Below are 18,468 nucleotides of genomic sequence, written 5' to 3' on the forward strand. Positions count from 1 at the left end.
CCAATCAGTGGGGGATGAGGAAAACCCCCACTGATTGAAGGTTCACTTTATTGCAGCGAATTTAACTTGACTCAGCAATGTTTACTGCGCGAAAGTAGAGCGACAGCGGCATTGTGTTCTGTACCGAATCTGGACGCAGTTACGCCTTGATGTAATTAATTATGGTTGTATAAATATTTAATTTTGTGTATGATTAGTAGAAACGGATGAGAATAAATGGAACTTTTTTAAGTAAGGAAGTTGAGCATTTGGAACAGTATTTGAAGTTTTTACTCGTTGGACTAGCCATTGCCATGCCTGTTGGTGCGATTACCGTTGAAATGACGAAGCAAGGCTTAAAAAATGGCTTTTTTCATGGTTGGGCAGTTGGTTTAGGTGGTATGACGATTGATTTACTATTGATTATAGCGCTTTATTTAGGATTTGCACAGGTGTTGGCTTTACCGTATGTGCAAATGCCTTTATGGATTATTGGCGCTGGCTTTTTATTTTTACTTGCCTATGATTCGATTAAAAATGCGGATCAAGATATTTCACTAGCAGGTGAAAAGGTGAATAAATCGTTATGGACAACTTATCGCAATGGCTTTCTCGTAGCGCTCTCACCAGGTAATCTCGTATTTTGGGTATCTGTTTTTGGTGTTGTATTAGCGGATTCCTATACGGCAGAATCGAGTAGCTTTTTAATTGCAGCGGTAGGGATTTTAACAGGGATTTTAGTACATGATGTAGGACTGCTATCAATTGTGGCGGTTACCCGTAAAGTGATGAATCGTAAAATGATTCAATGGACATCGATTGTAGCAGGTATGCTATTGTTTGGCTTTGCATGTTATTTTTTATATCGTTTTTATGTGGATATAAGGGTTTATATTTGATGAAAGAGGGGCGTTGAATATGCCCCTTTTTTAGTTACACATCGTAAAAATGTTAAGAGGTATCTTTCAAACCTTGCTTACCTAAATTATAAGAAATGACCTTAAGTGAGGGCTATAATTATAAAACTCGAACAATGGCAAAACACTTCAATAAGTGTCTTGCAAAATTGTTCGAGTTTTTTTGACTACAATACTTTAGCTCTAATCGATGGGTTACAGTGCAAATTTATCTACTTCTTTTCTTAGTTGCTCTGCGATGATGTTCAAGTCGCGAGCTTTTTCTGAGACGATATTGATGCTCTTTAATTGTTCTTGAGCAGATGCCGAAACTTGCTCTGTTCCAGCGGATGTTTCCACTGCTGAACCAGATATATTGTGAATTGCGCTAATAATTTGCTCCTTGCTTCGATTCATTTCAGATGAAAGCTGCTGAACATCACGAGCAACTTCAATTGTTTGATCTAATGCTTCTTTAATCGTATTGAAAATATTGCTAGTGTCTGTTGCTGCTTTTGCATTTTGTTCAACGATTTCAATGCTCGTTTCAATTTCTGTTACAGCGCTTTTCGAAATGGCTTGAATTGCTGTAATTTTATTTTTAATATCCTCTGTTGCGTTAGATGTTTGCTCAGATAGCTTTCGAATTTCATCAGCAACAACGGCAAAGCCTTTACCAGCTTCACCAACACGAGCAGATTCAATCGAAGCGTTAAGCGCAAGTAAATTCGTTTGCGAAGCAATTTCTGTAATCGTATTGACGATACTTGAAATATCTGAAGATGTTTTATCAACTTCTTGAACGATTGAGCTAACTTGTTGTGATGAATCACGATTTTTTTCGGACCATATAGAAAGCTGCTGAACTGTATCGACGCCTTGATTGCTTAAATCATCAATTTGAGCTGTCATTGTGGCAATTTTTTCAGTATGCTCAATTACACGGTCAATATTGCCTGAAAGCTGGTCTAATTGCTCGGCTCCTTTTTCTGTATCGTGTGCCTGCTCCTCTGTGGACTTAGCAATTTCGCTAATCGCTAAACTAATTTCATCCGTTGTTTGTACAGTATCATCTGCAATTTGTAAAAGTGTTGTAGATGATTCGACTAATTCATTACTTGTACTTTGGATATTGATTGTTATATCTCTCAGTGCAGAACGCATTGTTGAGATCCCTTGAGCCATTTGTCCAATTTCATCTTTATGATTTGATAGCTTTTCTAATTCCGTACTTTCATGGAAATCTAAATTTGCCGTTTGCTGTAGCGTATTTTCAAGACTTTTTAGTGCTCTAACGATACGGCCAATACTCCACCACATTAAGCTACCAATAATTAAAAAGCTGGCAATACCAATAATGATTTGAAAAATTAAAACAGAGTCCACAATTGATTTGATGCCGCTTTCAGGAACTCCGATATCCATCACACCATAGAGCTCTCCATTACGGTAAATAGGCTCCATAATATCGTAGGTCCATATACCTTGAACCTCTGCATACCATCTTGTAAATTGTTTTACCCCTTTAGTAGCCCCTTCAATTGTGTAGTCATCCTCATATATTTTATTCAACTTATCTGCATCGCTATGCGCAACAGCTTGGACATTGCTATCAATAATAATGGCGTATGTTACATTGTCCTGTTGTACTTTTGTATCTACGAATTTTTGTAGTGCAGGGATTGGATCTGTTTCAGAATTTAAAATAGTTTCGGCTTGCTTTGCCATTTCAAAAACTTGCTCTTGGGCCTTTTCTATAAGAACTTCTTGGCTCTTTGTATTAACAACCCAAACAACAAAGCCTGCGTTAAGAATAGATGCTACTAATAGTAACCCTAATGTGAAAAAAAGTAAGCGTTGTTTAATGCTTTTCATGTTGATGTCCCCTTATATCGAAGTTTGTTTTGATTTAGCTTCTCAGCAGATCTTTAAATATCTAGTAAATCAAAATGAAGCCTCCGATGAATTCAAGCCAGTTCGAAAAAACTGGAATAAAGTTAATCAACATATAATGAATAGAGGCTTATCTGCTGTAATAAAAATCCAAAAAACTTCAATGGATTTTATTAAACTTAAAAATAGTATCATGTAATGCAAATATAAAGTCAATATAGTTATTGTAGAAAATACACGAATTATGTCTAAAAATAACACATGAAGTATGGTTAGATGTTAATTGTTTCTTGAGATATTGTAAAATTTCGAATGAGAAAAAAAGAGACGGTTTAGAAATAATTTTGATTTCTAAACCATCACGTACTATAAATTCTTATTATTTTCCTCTAATCCTAATAGGATAAAGAGGATGCTAAGTAAAATGAAGGCGAAGTTGTCGTTTAGGTTAAGGAGAAAAAAGATAACACACATAAATAAGAAGCAACTTCGGATTGTGATAATTAATTTTCTTCATATATTTAAAAGTTGAATTAAAGAACACAATCCCTTTTGTAAAAAAATAAATATTTCCTCGGAAATTGTAGATATATGTTTGCTTATATAAGCCTTATTTTAAAATAAATGTAGAAATTTTTTCCACAATCCCTTCAGTCAATGGTAATGTGGGGTTGGCATATGTTTTAAGATTGCCATCTCGATCAGCTGGTGCATCTTTTAATACGTGATTCATCATATCGAAATAGATAATTTCTGCATCAGATTTTGCAGTGTGCAAACGTTCTGCATCTGTTTTGGTTACTTGTAAATCATTATTACCTTGGACGATTAATGTTGGAATGTCCAACTCAGCTAATTGTATAGCTGGATCATATTTTAGCCATGATACTAAATATGGCTGTACAGATGGGCGGAATAAGGCAGATAAATCTTCTGGTATATCATCTACCATTTCACCTTTTTTCAATTGTGCCAAAATAGCCGTAACCCTTTCCAATAATGGTTGTGGTAATTGAACAGATAGCTGCTCAAGTAAGATTTCATCAATCGGACGACCAGCTCCAGCAATTGATGTCATCGATGCTACTGTTGTTGTTTGGGCAGCTAAAATACCAACTAATGACCCTTCGCTATGTCCAATCAAATGAACGGATGAGAAGCGTGAGTCTTGCTGTAGAAATTCGATCATTTGCTCAACATCTTGTGAATAGCTTGTAAAGCGTAAATCTCCTTCATCTTGAATGAGTCCGACATTGTCGCCAACACCACGCTTATCAAAACGAATCGTTGCAATCCCTTGCTGTGCTAACCCTTCTGCTAGCATTTTTAAGCTATTGTTTTCACCCGCTGCTGTGTTGCCATCCTTCGTTGTTGGACCAGAACCAGCGATAATAACAGCGACAGGTACTTTAGCTATAGCTTTTTCAGGCATTTCTAATGCAACCTTTAGCTGCCCATTTTCGACAGGTATTAATAGCTCCTCGTATGTGATAACAGGTGGCTCATATGGTGTTAAAATAAGAGGGAATGTCATGCCATTTTGTGAAAAGTCTGCTACAATACGGTCTTCCTCGACTTTCCCTTCAATGGATATTACTGTTCCAGCGATGTCAACGGAGATTTTTAATTGGTCATTATTTACTTCAATTGAGCTAACAGGATAGTTATTTAAGCCTTGAGCTGGTACAGAGAAATATGTTTTTCCGTCTTCGTTAATTTGTAAAATAACAGATAGTGGGCTTTGTGGTATAGCAATTTTCCCGCCCCATTGACCAATTGGCAATACGCTTTCCTCCATCTCATCTTGCGATAATAATTTTTCTAAAAATAAAGCAAATTGTCCACGTGTTAACGGCTCGTTTAATAAAAATTTATTAGAAGTGGTAGTAAGATAACTGCTATTTAATGCTTGGACGTATGGATAGCTCCAATGTGATTTCGGTACATCCGAAAAAGAGGTCGTTGTTGTTGCTTGTAAATGAAAGGCCTTTGCGAAAATTTTTGCAATTTGTGCACGGGTAATAGGGGCGTTTGGATTAAAGCTACCATTGGGCTGTCCATCAATCAACCCCGCTTTATAGGCATTTTGAATTGTTTCATAATAAGAATGGTGCTCTGATACGTCAGTAAATTCCATGCCATCTCGAATAGAAGGAAATGCGATTAATCGCTCTAATACAATTAATGCATGTTGACGTGTGATTGTGTCTTGAGGGCGAAATGTGTTGTCAGAAAAACCTGTAATCGCGCCTTTATCATGTAGTAATTTGATAGCGCTTGCATAAGAGCTTGAAGGTTGAATATCACTAAAGATTGGCTGCTCAGCATAAGTCATTGATGGGCTGACAATAGCAGGTGTAATTGCAGTCGCTGCTATTAATGTAGCAAAATACTTTTTCTTCATAATTCCTACTCCTCTCTATCATACTATTTTTATGATAAATCGTTTTCTTCTATGTGGAAAGTAATAGCTATTTATAATGGAAAAATGAAGAGTAAGATGTAAACAATAAATAGGCACAATTCTGCCATAGTTTACAACGTATTAATGGTTTTACACCAGGTTATACTTGAAGTAGTTTCGTTGGACATGCTAAGGTTTAAGTGTAGGGTAAAAAATACAAAATGAGGTGTTATTATGGCAAAGCGTTTCATGCATGTATTATTAGCTGGCGGTTTAACAGTATTTGGTTTGGCTGCTTGTGGTGGAGAGAAGGTAAAGGAAGAAAAAACAACGCCTTCAAACGAGCAATCTGGTGATACTGTGGCAGCTGGCGAAAGTGTGGCTAAATCAAATTGTATTGGCTGTCATGGCGGCGATTTAACAGGTGGCATGGGGCCTAGTTTACATGGTTTAGCATTATCTAAAGATGAAATTGTTGATATTTTAAAGAATGGAAAAGGTTCAATGCCTGCGGGTACTGCTAAAGGCAATGAAGAGGTAGTAGCAGATTATATTTTAACATTGAAATAATGAAGTGACTGGAATAAAAGGCTCCAGTCCTAAAAGCCCGAACTATTTTGGAGTATTTCATAATAGTTCGGGTTTTTGCTATTCATCTCTATATGTCAGTGTAAAATTAACCGTTGCAGCAATGCCGTATTTGATGGCTTTGTCCTCAAATTCTACTTTATGATTATGCAGTGCGCGGCGTGTGTTTTCATTATCACTCTCTGTCCCGATTAGCCTGACACTTGCTCCAAAAGGTAAGCAGAATGTTACCGGAAATAATGGAATATTTCAAATCTATAGCGTATGTAGTAATATTTTGTAAGGGGGAATTATTGTATGAAAGTATACTTACAATCGCTAACTTTTAAAATGATCCTGTTAATTAGTGTTTTAATTTTATTTGTCTGTATGATTTATATATATTTATTGCAAATACATATTCGGGAAACAACAGAGGAGCAAAGAGGAGAGGAAGCATTAAGTGTAGCGAAAATGGTTGCCTCTATGGAAGAAATAGTGGCAGCTTTTGAAGAGGAACAGCCAAGTATTCATATTCAACCTTTAGCAGAAAAATTGCGAAGTGAAATTGATGCTGCTTTTATTGTCGTTGGAAATGCTGAAGGGATTCGCTATTCGCATCCAGTTGCTGAGCAAATAGGTGAGCGAATGGTTGGAGGAGATAATGACGCAGCTCTATTAGATAAACGCTTCTATGTTTCGAAAACGGTCGGAGGGTTGGGTGAATCCATTCGAGGTAAAGCCCCTATTATGAAAGAGGGAGAAATCATTGGGGTTGTATCTGTAGGATTTTTGACCAATTTTATTGATGAAAAGATTGATGGCTATTTAAAAAAGTGGCTAAGCTATACTTGCCTAATTTTAGCGATTGGTATTATTGGAGCGATAGCGATTTCCTACTATATTAAACGCTTATTGTTCAATATGGAGCCTCAACAAATCGCTAAGCTTTATAGCCAGCATCAATTGATTTTAGCAACGACTGAAGAAGGAATTATCGCAACGGATAGGTACAATAATATTACGACGATTAATAATAGTGCTTATCAAATAATAGATGCAAGTCAAAAGAAAGCTTTAGCGCAATGGCAAAGCGAAAATATAGAGCATATTTTCACGTTACGTGTAGCGCAGCAAAAAAATATTCATAATTTAGAGCTGGTACTTGGAGAAGAAATTATTATTTTAAATAAAGTGCCGTTAGCAGATAAAATGGGCTCATTATATACTTTTAGAAGAAAAACAAATATTCAAAATGTCGTAAATGAATTAAAGGAAGTGCGTCAATACGCTAATGCACAGCGCGCTCAAACGCATGAATTTGCAAATAAGCTCCATATTATTTTCGGGCTGCTATTGCATAAACGGTATGATGAGGCGATTGAATTTATTAGGGAAGAGCGCCAAATTCAAATGGATAGTCAGTCATTTTTAAATAGCCAAATGGCATCACCGCTGTTGCTTGCACTAATTCAAGGCAAAATTACAGAGGCAGCAGAGCTAGGCATTCAGTTAGAATTGCCTAATACAGATATAGATATCGGATTGTCTACTAGACAGGAGAGAGCGCTATTAACGGCTCTTGGGAATGTATTACAAAATGCGATTGATGTATTAAAAAATAGCGCTAGTATAAAAAAGGTTATTCAATTGTCCATTATGCATTATAAAACACATTATACATTTGAAATTCAAGATAGTGGACCAGGTATTGTTGATGCAATGTATGAGCAAATTTTTATGCGCGGTATTTCGACAAAGGAAGGGTTCGATAGAGGGCATGGCTTAGCAATTAGTATGCAAGCGTTGAAAGATATCGGAGGAGAGATTTCGATTGACGAAGGTGATTTATCAGGCGCTTGTTTTATTATAACGATCCCGATAGAGGAGGAACAGTGATGCATCATGTATGGATTGTTGAAGATGATTTTCGGGTAGCTCAAATTCACCAGGATTTTGTGCAAGCAATGAAGGGTTTTAAAGTAACGGAAAATATTCGAATGGGAAATGAATTGATAGAGAAGCTAGCGCAAGCTGAGCAGCTTCCTGCTATTATATTAACAGATTTATATATCCCTGATGTGGAGAAGGGTTCACTCATCACACATATACGCCAAAAGTATCCGGCGATTTATGTCATTGTTATATCTGCGGCAACTGAAGTAGCGTTGATTAAGGAAGTCGTCCATTTAGGCATCTTTGATTATATAATTAAGCCGTTTGAGCAGCAAAGGTTAGAGCAAGCCTTCAATAAATATAAACAAACTATAGCGATATATCAACAAAGCGCTAACGTAACGCAAAGGGATTTAGATTCACTTTTTTACAATGCGGTAGTAAATAAAATAGTAGAAGATGAGACCTTTGTTAAAGGAATTGACGCACACACATTGCAAACGGTTAAAGATATTTTTGAAAAGGAACAGCAGAATGAGTTGACGGCTTCTCAATTAAGTGAGCTCATTGGCTCTAGTCGTTCAACAGCTCGGCGTTATTTAGAGTATTTAGTAAGTGAGCAGTTTTTAGAAATGATATCGATATATGGGTCAGTAGGTAGACCTGAACGAAAATACGTTTACCGTGGAACTTATGAACAAAATTAACTATATGTTATTTATTTAACATATGGTCGTATTATTCTCCTGTTACACACATTGTGATACTTTTTAATAAATAAAATGTGAACAATTTGTGAAGGGGGAATAGGTGATGAGTTTAAGTATTCTTGGATTTATTACAATCATTGTTATTGTTGCGTTATTAATAAGCGGACGGGTATCACCGCTTGTCGCAATGGTTATACCACCTGTTATTGCTGCATTTATTGCAGGGTTTAGCGCAGGTGATTTAGGAGAATTCTTTACATCAGGATTAAACTCTGTAATGAGTGTAGCCGTAATGTTTATTTTTGCGATTATTTTCTTTGGTATTATGCAAGATTCGGGGTTATTTGAGCCACTTATCAATAAAATGATTGCGCTTACAAGAGGTAACGTGATTACAGTAGCTGTTGTAACAGTATTAATTGCGGTTGTTGCACAGCTAGATGGTTCGGGAGCATCGACATTTTTAATTACAATTCCAGCGCTTTTACCACTTTATTTACGATTACGTATGAATCCTTATTTATTATTATTGCTTGTAGCTGGTGGGGCAGCCATTGTCAATATGATTCCGTGGGGCGGTCCATTAGGTCGAGTTGCCTCTGTATTAGAAACAGATGTAACAGAGCTATGGTATCCATTAATTAAAATTCAAGTAGTAGGCGTTATTTTAATGCTAGCTTTAGCTGTCTTTATGGGGATTTTGGAAAAGAGACGTATATTAAAGACATATGGCACGCTGACATTTACAGACGAAGATGTTCCAATGGCACAAGGGATTATATCAACAGAAGTAGATAAAAGCTTACAACGTCCTAAATTAATTTGGGTGAATGCGATTATCGCTCTTGCAGTTATTACGATATTAGTGTCAGGTGTTCTACCAGCAGGCTTAGCATTTTTAATTGGGGTAGCCATTGCTTTACCTGTTAACTATCGCACGCCAAAAGAGCAGATGGCACGTGTACAAGCACATGCACCAAGCGCTTTAACAATGGCGTCAATTATTATTTCAGCAGGTTTATTTTTAGGTGTTTTAAATGGCACAGGTATGTTAACTGCGATTGCTAACGATGCAGTTAAAGTGTTACCAACAGCATTATCTAGCTATTTACACATTATTATCGGTGTATTAGGTGTACCATTTGACTTATTATTAAGTACAGATGCTTATTATTTTGCACTATTCCCTGTTGTTGAGCAAATCGGTTTATCGTTCGGCATCGATTCATTCTCGACAGCCTATGCAATGATTATTGGGAATATTGTAGGGACATTTGTATCACCTCTTGCACCAGCAGTTTGGTTAGCATTAGGTCTATCCGGCTTAGAAATGGGCAAGCACTTAAAGTTCTCATTTTTCTGGATGTGGGGATTAAGTATTGTTCTATTAATTGTCGCTGTATTATTTGGTGTTATTGTAGTTTAAAGCAAAAAATCCGAGGCAAGCGCCTCGGATTTTTTATAGTAATTCTTTACGTAATTCAGCTGCTGATTTTGGTGATAATAGACCGAATGGGATATCGAAAGCCGTTTTCGCTCCTTTATCGCCTGCTTGATGTAAGCGGTAGGCTGCACGCGCATAGGCAACAAGAACGCTTGATGTAAAGTTCGGATTGCTTTCAAGTTTTAAAGAGAATTCTAAAATTTGCTTTTCCTTCGCACCGCTTTCCCCACTGCGAATAACAAATCCGCCATGTGGCATACCTGTATGATTCGCTTTAAATTCTTCTTCTGTAATAAAATGTACTGTTGTATTGTATTCATCGAAATAATTGGGCATTGTTACAATTTCTTGCTCAATTTTTGCTATATTTGCACCATCTTCTATTACAACCCAGCATTCACGTGCATGTTTTTCACGTGTTGATAGCTCTGGATTTTCTCCGTTCCGTACACGTTCGACAGCTTCTTTAATAGGCAATGTATACTGAGCAGCATACTTTACACCTTCAATGCGACGTACTGCATCTGAATGCCCTTGACTTAAGCCGTCTCCCCAAAAAGTGTATGTAGAACCTACTGGTAAAATTGCTTCCCCAATTAAACGGTTTAATGAGAATAGACCTGGGTCCCAGCCACTAGAAATAATCGCTACTTTTTCAGATTTTTGTGCAATAGTATCTACCGCTTCAAAATGCTGCGGGATTTTTGCATGTGTATCGAAGCTATCGATTACATTAAACCATTGTGAAAAATGAGGGCTTTGCTCTGGTAAATCTGTCGCAGAACCACCACATAAAATCATTACATCGATTGCATCTTTAAATTTCTCTGCCTCATCTATTAAATATACTTTCGCATCGCTAGCAATTTCCACGGTTGTGGGATTACGACGTGTAAAAACTGCCACTAGCTCCATATCCGGATTTTGAGAGATTGCGTGTTCTACACCACGACCTAAATTTCCGTAACCTACGATACCAACTCGAATATTCGTCATCTGATTACCTCCAGTGCTTTGATTAAAAATGGAGTAAATGGCTCATTTACATTTACTTCATTCATCATACTTTTTGTTTAAAACATTCACAATAGTTCGATTATATATTTTTTGTGACAATTAATTTGCTTACATGTTGTACACTGATAACGATTTAGGTAAACTTAGCTTTTTAGAGAGGAGGATGCTGAATGGAACAGTTACTACAAATGGTTGTGGGGTGGGCGGATGCTCAAACTGAAAGAACAATTATTGCTATATCAGGGCATGGGGCTGCTGGAAAAACGACTTTTGCGCAAGAATTAATCACATTATTCGAGCCTCATACAGTCAACTATATCAATACAGACCCATATATCGTTGCTTCGGATATGCGTAAAAAAACAATGATTGATTATACATATCAAAATGAATCTCATCATTATAAAATGACTGCCTGTCATCCTGCGGCACATCATTTACCTTCGTTAGAAAGGGATGTGCGTATGGTTCGTGAAGGGCTAGATTTTTATACGATTGATACGCATTATGCACCGCGTACATTGATTTCATCGAACAATAAGCTGACAATTATAGAGGGCATGAGTGTTGCTTTTATTGAGCCAGCACTCTTTGATTTAAAACTATATTTTTATACAGATGATGATACGGAATTTGTTAGACGAGCAGGGCGAGATATTGTGGAAAGAGGGATGGAGCTACAATATTTGCAGCATTCTCATAATGAAAGAAGAATCCAATATAAAGTATTTATGCATCCATATAGCCGAGGTTTTGATATTGTTGTGAAGACGTCACAAGAGAAGATTTTTATTGAAAAAGGTAGAGATTTACAGTGATGATTCGCTCAATTCACAGGCAAATTCGCCCGCAAAACGGATGAATTCGCCCGAGTGATGTTTCATCTGTAAACAAAACAAACGCTTCCCTAACAGTGCTTAATGATTTAATCAAATTGATAAGCATGTACGATATGCCCGTTGCGTCCTGTTGTTGTTTCTGCTTGCGCTAAAGAATTTAAAATTGCTTCCTCTGTTGCCTCTGCGGCGGCGGCGAATAATTTATTCATTATTGGGTGATCCTCGCGTAGCTGTAGGCGTGTTTCAAATAATTCTTCTGTTTTGTGTGGAATTTTTCGAGCTGTTGTAAAGCCGATCACGATATCGCCACTGCCATGTGAAAAATGACTGCCTGTGCGTCCCAGTCCGATACCACAGCGCTTGATTACTCGCTGTAGCTGTCTGCTGCTAAGAGGTGCATCTGTTGCTAAAACGATAATAATGGAGCCGTCTGTTGGTGCTACCGTATCTTGGTGTTGCTTTTTTCTTGCTGTATACTGTTCAGCTAAAAAATCATCTTTGCTACCGAAATTGCTTAGCACAAGGCAGCCGACGGTGAAGTTGATATTGTCGTCTACTGTAACGGTGCGTGAGGATGAACCAATACCACCTTTATAGCCGAAGCAAACCATGCCTTTTCCAGCACCGATAGCTCCTTCAGTTACCACATCGCTTGTTGCATTGTGAATCGCTTCAATGGCATGTGCAGGTGTAACGGCACAATGACGAATCGAATTTAAATTGCTATCATTGCATTCACCGACTACGATGTTGATTGTTCCTGTTGTTTGACCAATCGTTTCATTTGTATCGAGCATATATTGCAATGCTCCTTGTGCAACAGCAGGAACACTAAATGTATTCGTTAGCATAATAGGCGATTCTAGTACACCGAGTTCATTCACTTGCACAAGTCCTGTTGTTTTGCCAAAGCCATTTAATACATAACTTGCTGCGGTTACCTTTTGTTGAAATAAATTGTGTGCATGGGGAAGGACAGCTGTCACCCCTGTACAAGCATAATCCCCTAGTTCATTTAAAGGGTAGTCTAACGTTACATGACCTACTTGGACACCTTCTACATCTGTAATACAGTTTTTTGCTCCTGTTGGTAGTTTTCCTATAATAATGCCGCGCTCTCGTAGTTTTTTGCCCAAATTCATACCCCCTATACTGTTTTGGTTCTAGGCATTAGAGCAAATCTCACATCCATCATAAAGTGGAGTATTATTGGCAACAGCAGTGAGCCAGTGCCTATAAATAAGATAAAAAATATGACACCTAAAAAACTTGTAGCGACTATACCTGAAATGCCTTGATACAGGTGAGCCATACCAAATAGAATCGATACAAGTAAGCCAATTGTCCACAATGGTAATTCTACAGGTAATTCGAATAAAAAATAAGTCAGGGCTCCACGGAAAATAAGCTCTTCACATATTCCTGCGGTTATAGCTACGAAAACGAACCATATTCTTTCATGTCTTGTATGCGGCATAAAAAAATCAATATTTCCTATTGTTACGGGTGCCTTACCTTTTTTCTGTAGAAAGAACGGCATAATAAGAGAGAAGCAAATACCGGCTATTATGCCAATTAGAAGCCCATTTACAATGCTAGAATTCTATGATTGAGCTGATGTAACCCAATCTTTCCACTCAAAGCCTTGCCAGCCCCATATTATTCCCAACATTAATACAATCAGCCATGGTCGAGCAATCGTGTCTTTATATAATTTTACCTTAGAAATTTTGCTCAAATCTTGTTTCATAAAAAGTCTATCGCTAATCACATAATAGAAAAATGTAGCGATTAATAGTATTCCTAGCCAAATCATGTGTTCACTCTCCTTGTAGCTTTAGTATAATAATAAACATGCAAGATGGAACAAAATATACGAATTGGAATATTGTAAGGGGGGTTACCGTGAATTTTGGCTATACATTACAAAAAATACGAAAAAACCGCTGTATGACACAAGCGGAGTTAACACAAGGAATTATGAAGCAAGCAACTTATTCAAGAATTGAAAGTGGTCAATTACAAGTCAGTGCTGAAACGCTTTTTTTACTTGTTGAAAGATTAAATATTTCAATGAATGAATTTATTTACATTCATCACAATTACAGCTCTAGCCCACGTCAAAAATTAATCAATGCTTTTGCGAAAATGGAGATTGTGCTGCCAGAAGAGGTGAAGGAACAATTACAGTCAGTACAAGCCTATTTAAATGAGCAAAATGATCGGGATTTACTAATGATTTTGTATGCGTATCAGTCGTTACTTGTTTTCGGTGAACAAAATGATTTACAGCAGGTGCGTGCAATTGCCTCAAATGTGTGGCAGTATATGCAAATGTTGGACCATTGGTATATGAATGACCTTGATCTATTAAATGCTATTATTTTGTTTTTCCCTTTAGAGACGGCGATTGAAGTGACTAAAATAGCGATTAAAAGGCTAGACGCGTATGATGATTTTGACAAGGATTTAACTTATTTAAAGTTGTATTTTTATCTTAATTTAACCTCATTATTTATAGAGGCTGCTCAATTTGAAGAATGCTTACAATTATTAAATACGGTTCAGCAAACGTTTAAACGAACACTAACTTATCAAACATTAGGTTTTATTTATGTACGAAAGGCTATTTGTAAATTTCGACTCCAGCAATGCTACAAAGACGAAATAGCAAATGTAAAAACATTGATGCATTTATTTGATGATCCAGAAGTCCTGTCATTGCTATTGGAGGAAGTAAAAATGAATATAACCGATTTAAATTAAATTTCTAATAATTATTCTTTGGTTATCAACGCTATGAACGGTATAATAATTAATAGAGAAGTGGAATATATTTTTGAAATATGAGTACGCTTAGTAGTACTAAAATCATAAGTGCGAAAGCTTTCGAGGAAATACGGGAGCTAAAAAAACTTGAAAACAAAAGGAGGTCGCTGCTACTAGACAGACCAGTTATATTGAGATATAAGGTCTTGTCCATATTTTGAGTAGTAGAATGCTCGTGTGGGATTTCTTTAAAAGTCATGGCTTTAAGCGATTTATGATTTTAATCGGTATTGGGGTTGCATTGTATTTAATGCGCAGTATGCTTGATCTTATACTGTTTACATTTATCATTACATATCTAATGAATCGCTTAAGCACAAAGCTAACAAGTACAATTCGAAAATATGTGCCTATCAAAGAGGCAGTCATCACAATTATCATTTACTTGTTGTTTGTTGCTGGGGTTGTTGGGACTGTATACAAATATTTGCCAATGGTATCACAGCAGATTACGCAGCTCTTTAATTTAATGATGAATATCAATATTAATCCGAATGAGAATGAAATTACTAAATATTTAGCACCAACATTTGAAAAAATTGAGCTGGATCATTATTTAGAGCAAGGTGTTAATTTTATTGTAGAAAATATTGCGAATATTGGGAAGTTGCTTTTGCAAATTTTAATTGCAGCGATTTTAAGCTTATTTATTATGCTAGATAAACATCGAATTATGGAATTTACGATGAAGTTTAAAAAGAGTAAAATTGCCCCTTTATATGATGAGCTACAATATTTCTCTAAAGTGTTCATCCGTTCTTTCGGTAAAGTAATTGAGGCACAATTTATTATCGCCTCAGTGAACTGTGTATTATCTGTTATTGTGTTGTATTTTATGGGCTTCCCACATTTAATTGCATTAGGTGTTATGATTTTCGTGCTTGGATTAATTCCAGTAGCAGGTGTAATTATTTCCCTTATCCCACTATCAATCATTGCATATAGCATTGGTGGCTTCATGTACATTATTTACATTTTAGTCATTGTGACAGTATTGCATGCGATTGAGGCATATTTCTTAAATCCAAAGCTAATGTCAGCCAAAACAGATTTACCGATTTTCTATACATTTATGGTCATTTTATTCTCTGAGCATTTTTTAGGTGTATGGGGATTAATTATCGGTATCCCATTATTTATGTTCTTGCTAGACGTGCTCGATGTTACTTCATCAAAGCAGAAAAAATTAGAATAAATAAAAGTGAGGCTGTTGGGAGCATAATCCCAACAGCCTCAACTTGTTTATTGTGTAATATGCTCATACGCTTGTAATATGAATTGCTTATCTAATGTCTCTTTAAACTCCTTCACACCGTCCATTGCGTACAATATATCCCGCTTCGCATTTTCGATATCGCCTTCCTCGTAAGAACAAAGCGCTCGAACGGCATAAGAGCGATAAATAATGGCTAAATCTATCGGATGGATTGTCGCTTCTGGTACAAACAATGTAGCTAAACATTTTTTTGCTTCGTCATATTGTTTTAACTGCCAATGCGCATAAGCATATTCTCCGTTAATAAATAACATTGCATGTTTTAAAGCGTCTTCAGGTAGATTGCTATTGTCGATTGGTAGCGCTAGTGCTTTAGGATAATCTTGCTCAATTCGATTGATATAAAACAATGTAGTCAAAGAATGCAATATTTCATCAAAAGGGTTTTCGAAAAGTTCCATAAATAGTCTTAATTTGTTTAAGTAATATTTACTTTTCTCAGCATCGCCCTTTGAGCAATTGATGAAAAATAACAAACGGTAAAAATCATTAAAACGATATAAAATGCCTTTTTCCTTTGTTATATTTAAGGCTAAATTTAAATATTCCTCCATTTTCTGATCGTTATTTGCTGCAGCATAAATAACAGTTAAATTGTAATAGTAGTCAAGCTTTTCAAAATCACCAATTAAATAATTATAACGTTCTATATATTGTTTACCTTCTAATAAATAATCAAGCGCTTGTTCAAGTTGATGCTGTTCAAATTTGATGCCACCTAGACGAGTGAAGCATTCTAACACTTTAGAATAAGCATGAATATTTTCATACATTTTAGCTAAAGGTAAAAATGGCTCGATAGAACGATCAATGTTTAATAAATAACGTACTAACAAATAAAGTTCTAGTAATCGTACTTCTTCATAATTGGCCCCTTTTAAGTTTCCTGACTGCACTAAAGGGTGTATCAACTGTAGTAACTCTTGTCCCTTTATTCCACGCTGTTCTTTATTAAACTCCTTTTTAAATTGTGAATATAACTGTTCTACCTGCATGAAAGTTTCATGTACCTGCTTGTTATCCTCTGATTGTATTAATTCAGCAACATCAATTTCAAGCTGACTCGCAATATATTGTAAGCTCTCCATCGAAGGCTGCGCTTTGCCATTTTCGATTAAACTGAGCATGCCTTTTGTTAGACGATCCCCTGCTACTTGTGCCAACGTCATTTTACGCTCTTTGCGTAGCTCTTTTATTTTTGTACCTATATTCAACATAAGGTCTCACCTCTCTATATGTAATTATAGCAAATAAACGAATTACGGGATATTAAATTTAATTAAATTAAACAAATTGAGCTGTGGTAGGGTGGATTTTTGAATATATTTTTAAATTTAATTAAACTTTTTGTTGCTTTCTGAAAATTCTTGGTTTACAATAAGTTTAATTAAATTAAACAAAAGGGTGTGGAACAAAATGGATGGAAAATTAAAATATAAGAAATCAACTTATCATTTGTACACGTTTTTAGTAAGTAAAATGATTGGTTCGCTTGGTTCAAGCGTGTATACATTTGGTATAAGTATGTACATTTTATCGATGACAGGGTCATCTTTAAGCTTTGCTACAAATCTTTTATTCAGCATTGTACCAAGAACGATTATTTCTCCAATCGCAGGACTAATAGGGGATAAAGTGCCAAGAAAATGGCTTGTACTTGGTGGGCAGGCAGGCGTTATTTTAACAGTCAGTATACTGTTACTTTATACATGGACTGCGGGGCTATCTTTACCAGCCATTTACGTAGCAACATTGTTTAATAGTATCTTTAGCTCGTTTTCTAGCGTAGCATTTTCAGCTTCCATCTCAAATTTAGTGGATGAGGAACGCCTTCAAAAGGCGATGAGCTTTAATCAACTATCGTTCTCAGTATCAGGTATTGGTGGACCGATTGTAGGTGGAATGTTATTTGGTTTTGCCTCAATGGAAGTATTTTTACTTGTTTTTATTAGTGCAGCAATCATTACACTATTATTAGAGTCAACGATGAATTTTACATTATATAAAAAGCCTGTAGTAGCATCTGCACAAAAAGAAACGATGCTGCAAAGCTTTAAAGCAGGATTTGTCTATTTAAAAACAAAGCCTGTTGTACGTGCCATTTTATGGACAGCATTATGGTTAAATTTATTTTTCACTTGCTTGAGTGTAGGTATCGGTTTTGTGTTGTTAACAAATTTGAAATTCCAGCCACAATTAATTGGCTTCATCGAGGCGGCAGCAGCGATTGGTATGTTGATAACAGCTATTTATTTAGCTACTCGTAGCAATTTAAAATTCCCATTGGTCGTTGTTAAACGATCAACGCTATTAATGGCAATATCCGTTATTTTGGTGGCAGTACCGTTGCTATTTAGCTGGTCAAATACGGTCAACTTTATTTATTACTTAGTGCTAATGTTTGTTGCTGGTGGATTCGGTGTTACGACGAACACACCAATAGGGGTTATTATGCAAACATCCGTAGATGAGGAGTACAAAGGGCGCGTATTTGGTATCGTGGAAATGATGGCAATGAGCATGATGCCAATAGGAACGTTAATATACGGCGTTTTATACGATATTATTCCAGCACAATATGTTTTAATTGTCAGTGGTACGATTTTAATAGCAATCGTTTTAATATTACTGCGTGGTTCTGTTATTAGAATGGCACATCCAGAGTTAGAGGATAAAAGGAAATTGAATATTTTAGAGGAAGTAGAAGGGTGAATGCCC

Annotated in this window: 16 protein-coding genes; 9 read left to right on the top strand and 7 right to left on the bottom strand. The window is 36.3% G+C overall.

What is annotated here, in order from left to right:
- Positions 1-293 precede the first annotated feature (293 nt).
- A complete protein-coding gene (locus C9J34_RS14090) occupies positions 294-878 on the top strand; it encodes a LysE family transporter (protein ID WP_411830013.1) in 585 nt (194 codons plus the stop codon).
- A 213-nt stretch (positions 879-1,091) separates the two neighbouring features.
- Here the strand turns inward: C9J34_RS14090 and C9J34_RS14095 are convergent, their stop codons facing one another.
- Both C9J34_RS14095 and C9J34_RS14105 read right to left on the bottom strand, forming a co-directional pair.
- A complete protein-coding gene (locus C9J34_RS14095; protein ID WP_107840817.1) occupies positions 1,092-2,750 on the bottom strand; it encodes a methyl-accepting chemotaxis protein in 1,659 nt (552 codons plus the stop codon).
- 628 nt (positions 2,751-3,378) lie between these two features.
- Positions 3,379-5,172 (bottom strand): alpha/beta fold hydrolase, encoded by a 1,794-nt coding sequence (locus C9J34_RS14105; RefSeq protein ID WP_107840819.1) that lies wholly within the window; start codon positions 5,170-5,172, stop codon positions 3,379-3,381.
- A 234-nt stretch (positions 5,173-5,406) separates the two neighbouring features.
- Here C9J34_RS14105 and C9J34_RS14110 point away from each other — a divergent pair, with 234 nt between their 5' ends.
- The 4 genes from C9J34_RS14110 to C9J34_RS14125 all read left to right on the top strand — a co-directional run bounded on the left by C9J34_RS14110 (position 5,407) and on the right by C9J34_RS14125 (position 9,771).
- Positions 5,407-5,742, top strand: a complete 336-nt coding sequence (locus C9J34_RS14110) for a c-type cytochrome (RefSeq protein WP_107840820.1) — start codon at positions 5,407-5,409, stop codon at positions 5,740-5,742.
- 315 nt (positions 5,743-6,057) lie between these two features.
- Entirely contained in the window at positions 6,058-7,638 is a 1,581-nt protein-coding gene (locus tag C9J34_RS14115; protein WP_107840821.1) for an ATP-binding protein, read from the top strand.
- Positions 7,638-8,342 (top strand): response regulator, encoded by a 705-nt coding sequence (locus tag C9J34_RS14120; protein WP_107840822.1) that lies wholly within the window; start codon positions 7,638-7,640, stop codon positions 8,340-8,342. The genes C9J34_RS14115 and C9J34_RS14120 overlap by 1 nt, the downstream gene beginning before the upstream one ends.
- A gap of 106 nt (positions 8,343-8,448) precedes the next feature.
- Positions 8,449-9,771 carry a CitMHS family transporter gene (locus C9J34_RS14125; RefSeq protein ID WP_107840823.1) on the top strand — a complete coding sequence of 441 codons (1,323 nt, stop codon included), beginning with the start codon at positions 8,449-8,451 and terminating at the stop codon, positions 9,769-9,771.
- A gap of 33 nt (positions 9,772-9,804) precedes the next feature.
- Here the strand turns inward: C9J34_RS14125 and C9J34_RS14130 are convergent, their stop codons facing one another.
- The gene (locus tag C9J34_RS14130; protein ID WP_107840824.1) at positions 9,805-10,785 is read right to left on the bottom strand and encodes a diaminopimelate dehydrogenase; all 981 of its coding nucleotides are present in this window, start codon (positions 10,783-10,785) and stop codon (positions 9,805-9,807) included.
- A gap of 191 nt (positions 10,786-10,976) precedes the next feature.
- Here C9J34_RS14130 and C9J34_RS14135 point away from each other — a divergent pair, with 191 nt between their 5' ends.
- A complete protein-coding gene (locus C9J34_RS14135; RefSeq protein ID WP_107840825.1) occupies positions 10,977-11,624 on the top strand; it encodes a uridine kinase family protein in 648 nt (215 codons plus the stop codon).
- A gap of 107 nt (positions 11,625-11,731) precedes the next feature.
- On the opposite strand, the gene C9J34_RS14140 is transcribed toward C9J34_RS14135, so the two are convergent.
- From C9J34_RS14140 to C9J34_RS14150, 3 genes are all read right to left on the bottom strand, one after another.
- A complete protein-coding gene (locus tag C9J34_RS14140; RefSeq protein WP_193769013.1) occupies positions 11,732-12,781 on the bottom strand; it encodes a DmpA family aminopeptidase in 1,050 nt (349 codons plus the stop codon).
- Between the two features lie 11 nt (positions 12,782-12,792).
- Complete coding sequence (locus C9J34_RS22855) at positions 12,793-13,185, bottom strand: CPBP family intramembrane glutamic endopeptidase (protein ID WP_107840827.1); 393 nt, start codon at positions 13,183-13,185, stop codon at positions 12,793-12,795.
- Between the two features lie 63 nt (positions 13,186-13,248).
- Entirely contained in the window at positions 13,249-13,461 is a 213-nt protein-coding gene (locus C9J34_RS14150) for a hypothetical protein (RefSeq protein ID WP_107840828.1), read from the bottom strand.
- Between the two features lie 89 nt (positions 13,462-13,550).
- Here C9J34_RS14150 and C9J34_RS14155 point away from each other — a divergent pair, with 89 nt between their 5' ends.
- A complete protein-coding gene (locus C9J34_RS14155) occupies positions 13,551-14,411 on the top strand; it encodes a helix-turn-helix domain-containing protein (protein ID WP_193769015.1) in 861 nt (286 codons plus the stop codon).
- A 232-nt stretch (positions 14,412-14,643) separates the two neighbouring features.
- Entirely contained in the window at positions 14,644-15,669 is a 1,026-nt protein-coding gene (locus C9J34_RS14160) for an AI-2E family transporter (protein ID WP_193769016.1), read from the top strand.
- A 47-nt stretch (positions 15,670-15,716) separates the two neighbouring features.
- On the opposite strand, the gene C9J34_RS14165 is transcribed toward C9J34_RS14160, so the two are convergent.
- The gene (locus tag C9J34_RS14165; protein ID WP_107840830.1) at positions 15,717-16,967 is read right to left on the bottom strand and encodes a helix-turn-helix domain-containing protein; all 1,251 of its coding nucleotides are present in this window, start codon (positions 16,965-16,967) and stop codon (positions 15,717-15,719) included.
- 199 nt (positions 16,968-17,166) lie between these two features.
- Here C9J34_RS14165 and C9J34_RS14170 point away from each other — a divergent pair, with 199 nt between their 5' ends.
- Positions 17,167-18,462 carry an MFS transporter gene (locus C9J34_RS14170; protein WP_107840831.1) on the top strand — a complete coding sequence of 432 codons (1,296 nt, stop codon included), beginning with the start codon at positions 17,167-17,169 and terminating at the stop codon, positions 18,460-18,462.
- Positions 18,463-18,468 lie beyond the last annotated feature (6 nt).

The sequence above is a fragment of the Metasolibacillus meyeri genome, from assembly GCF_003049505.1.
GTDB lineage: Bacteria > Bacillota > Bacilli > Bacillales_A > Planococcaceae > Metasolibacillus > Metasolibacillus meyeri.

Excerpts from the sequence above, each read along its gene's own strand:
- C9J34_RS14130 (WP_107840824.1), bottom strand. The coding sequence starts at position 10,785 with ATGACGAATATTCGAGTTGGTATCGTAGGTTACGGAAATTTAGGTCGT.
- C9J34_RS14165 (WP_107840830.1), bottom strand. The coding sequence starts at position 16,967 with ATGTTGAATATAGGTACAAAAATAAAAGAGCTACGCAAAGAGCGTAAA.
- C9J34_RS14120 (WP_107840822.1), top strand. The coding sequence starts at position 7,638 with ATGCATCATGTATGGATTGTTGAAGATGATTTTCGGGTAGCTCAAATT.
- C9J34_RS14125 (WP_107840823.1), top strand. The coding sequence starts at position 8,449 with ATGAGTTTAAGTATTCTTGGATTTATTACAATCATTGTTATTGTTGCG.
- C9J34_RS14115 (WP_107840821.1), top strand. The coding sequence starts at position 6,058 with ATGAAAGTATACTTACAATCGCTAACTTTTAAAATGATCCTGTTAATT.
- C9J34_RS14135 (WP_107840825.1), top strand. The coding sequence starts at position 10,977 with ATGGAACAGTTACTACAAATGGTTGTGGGGTGGGCGGATGCTCAAACT.
- C9J34_RS14150 (WP_107840828.1), bottom strand. The coding sequence starts at position 13,461 with ATGATTTGGCTAGGAATACTATTAATCGCTACATTTTTCTATTATGTG.
- C9J34_RS14160 (WP_193769016.1), top strand. The coding sequence starts at position 14,644 with ATGCTCGTGTGGGATTTCTTTAAAAGTCATGGCTTTAAGCGATTTATG.
- C9J34_RS14090 (WP_411830013.1), top strand. The coding sequence starts at position 294 with ATGCCTGTTGGTGCGATTACCGTTGAAATGACGAAGCAAGGCTTAAAA.
- C9J34_RS14105 (WP_107840819.1), bottom strand. The coding sequence starts at position 5,172 with ATGAAGAAAAAGTATTTTGCTACATTAATAGCAGCGACTGCAATTACA.
- C9J34_RS14170 (WP_107840831.1), top strand. The coding sequence starts at position 17,167 with ATGGATGGAAAATTAAAATATAAGAAATCAACTTATCATTTGTACACG.
- C9J34_RS22855 (WP_107840827.1), bottom strand. The coding sequence starts at position 13,185 with ATGCCGTTCTTTCTACAGAAAAAAGGTAAGGCACCCGTAACAATAGGA.
- C9J34_RS14095 (WP_107840817.1), bottom strand. The coding sequence starts at position 2,750 with ATGAAAAGCATTAAACAACGCTTACTTTTTTTCACATTAGGGTTACTA.
- C9J34_RS14110 (WP_107840820.1), top strand. The coding sequence starts at position 5,407 with ATGGCAAAGCGTTTCATGCATGTATTATTAGCTGGCGGTTTAACAGTA.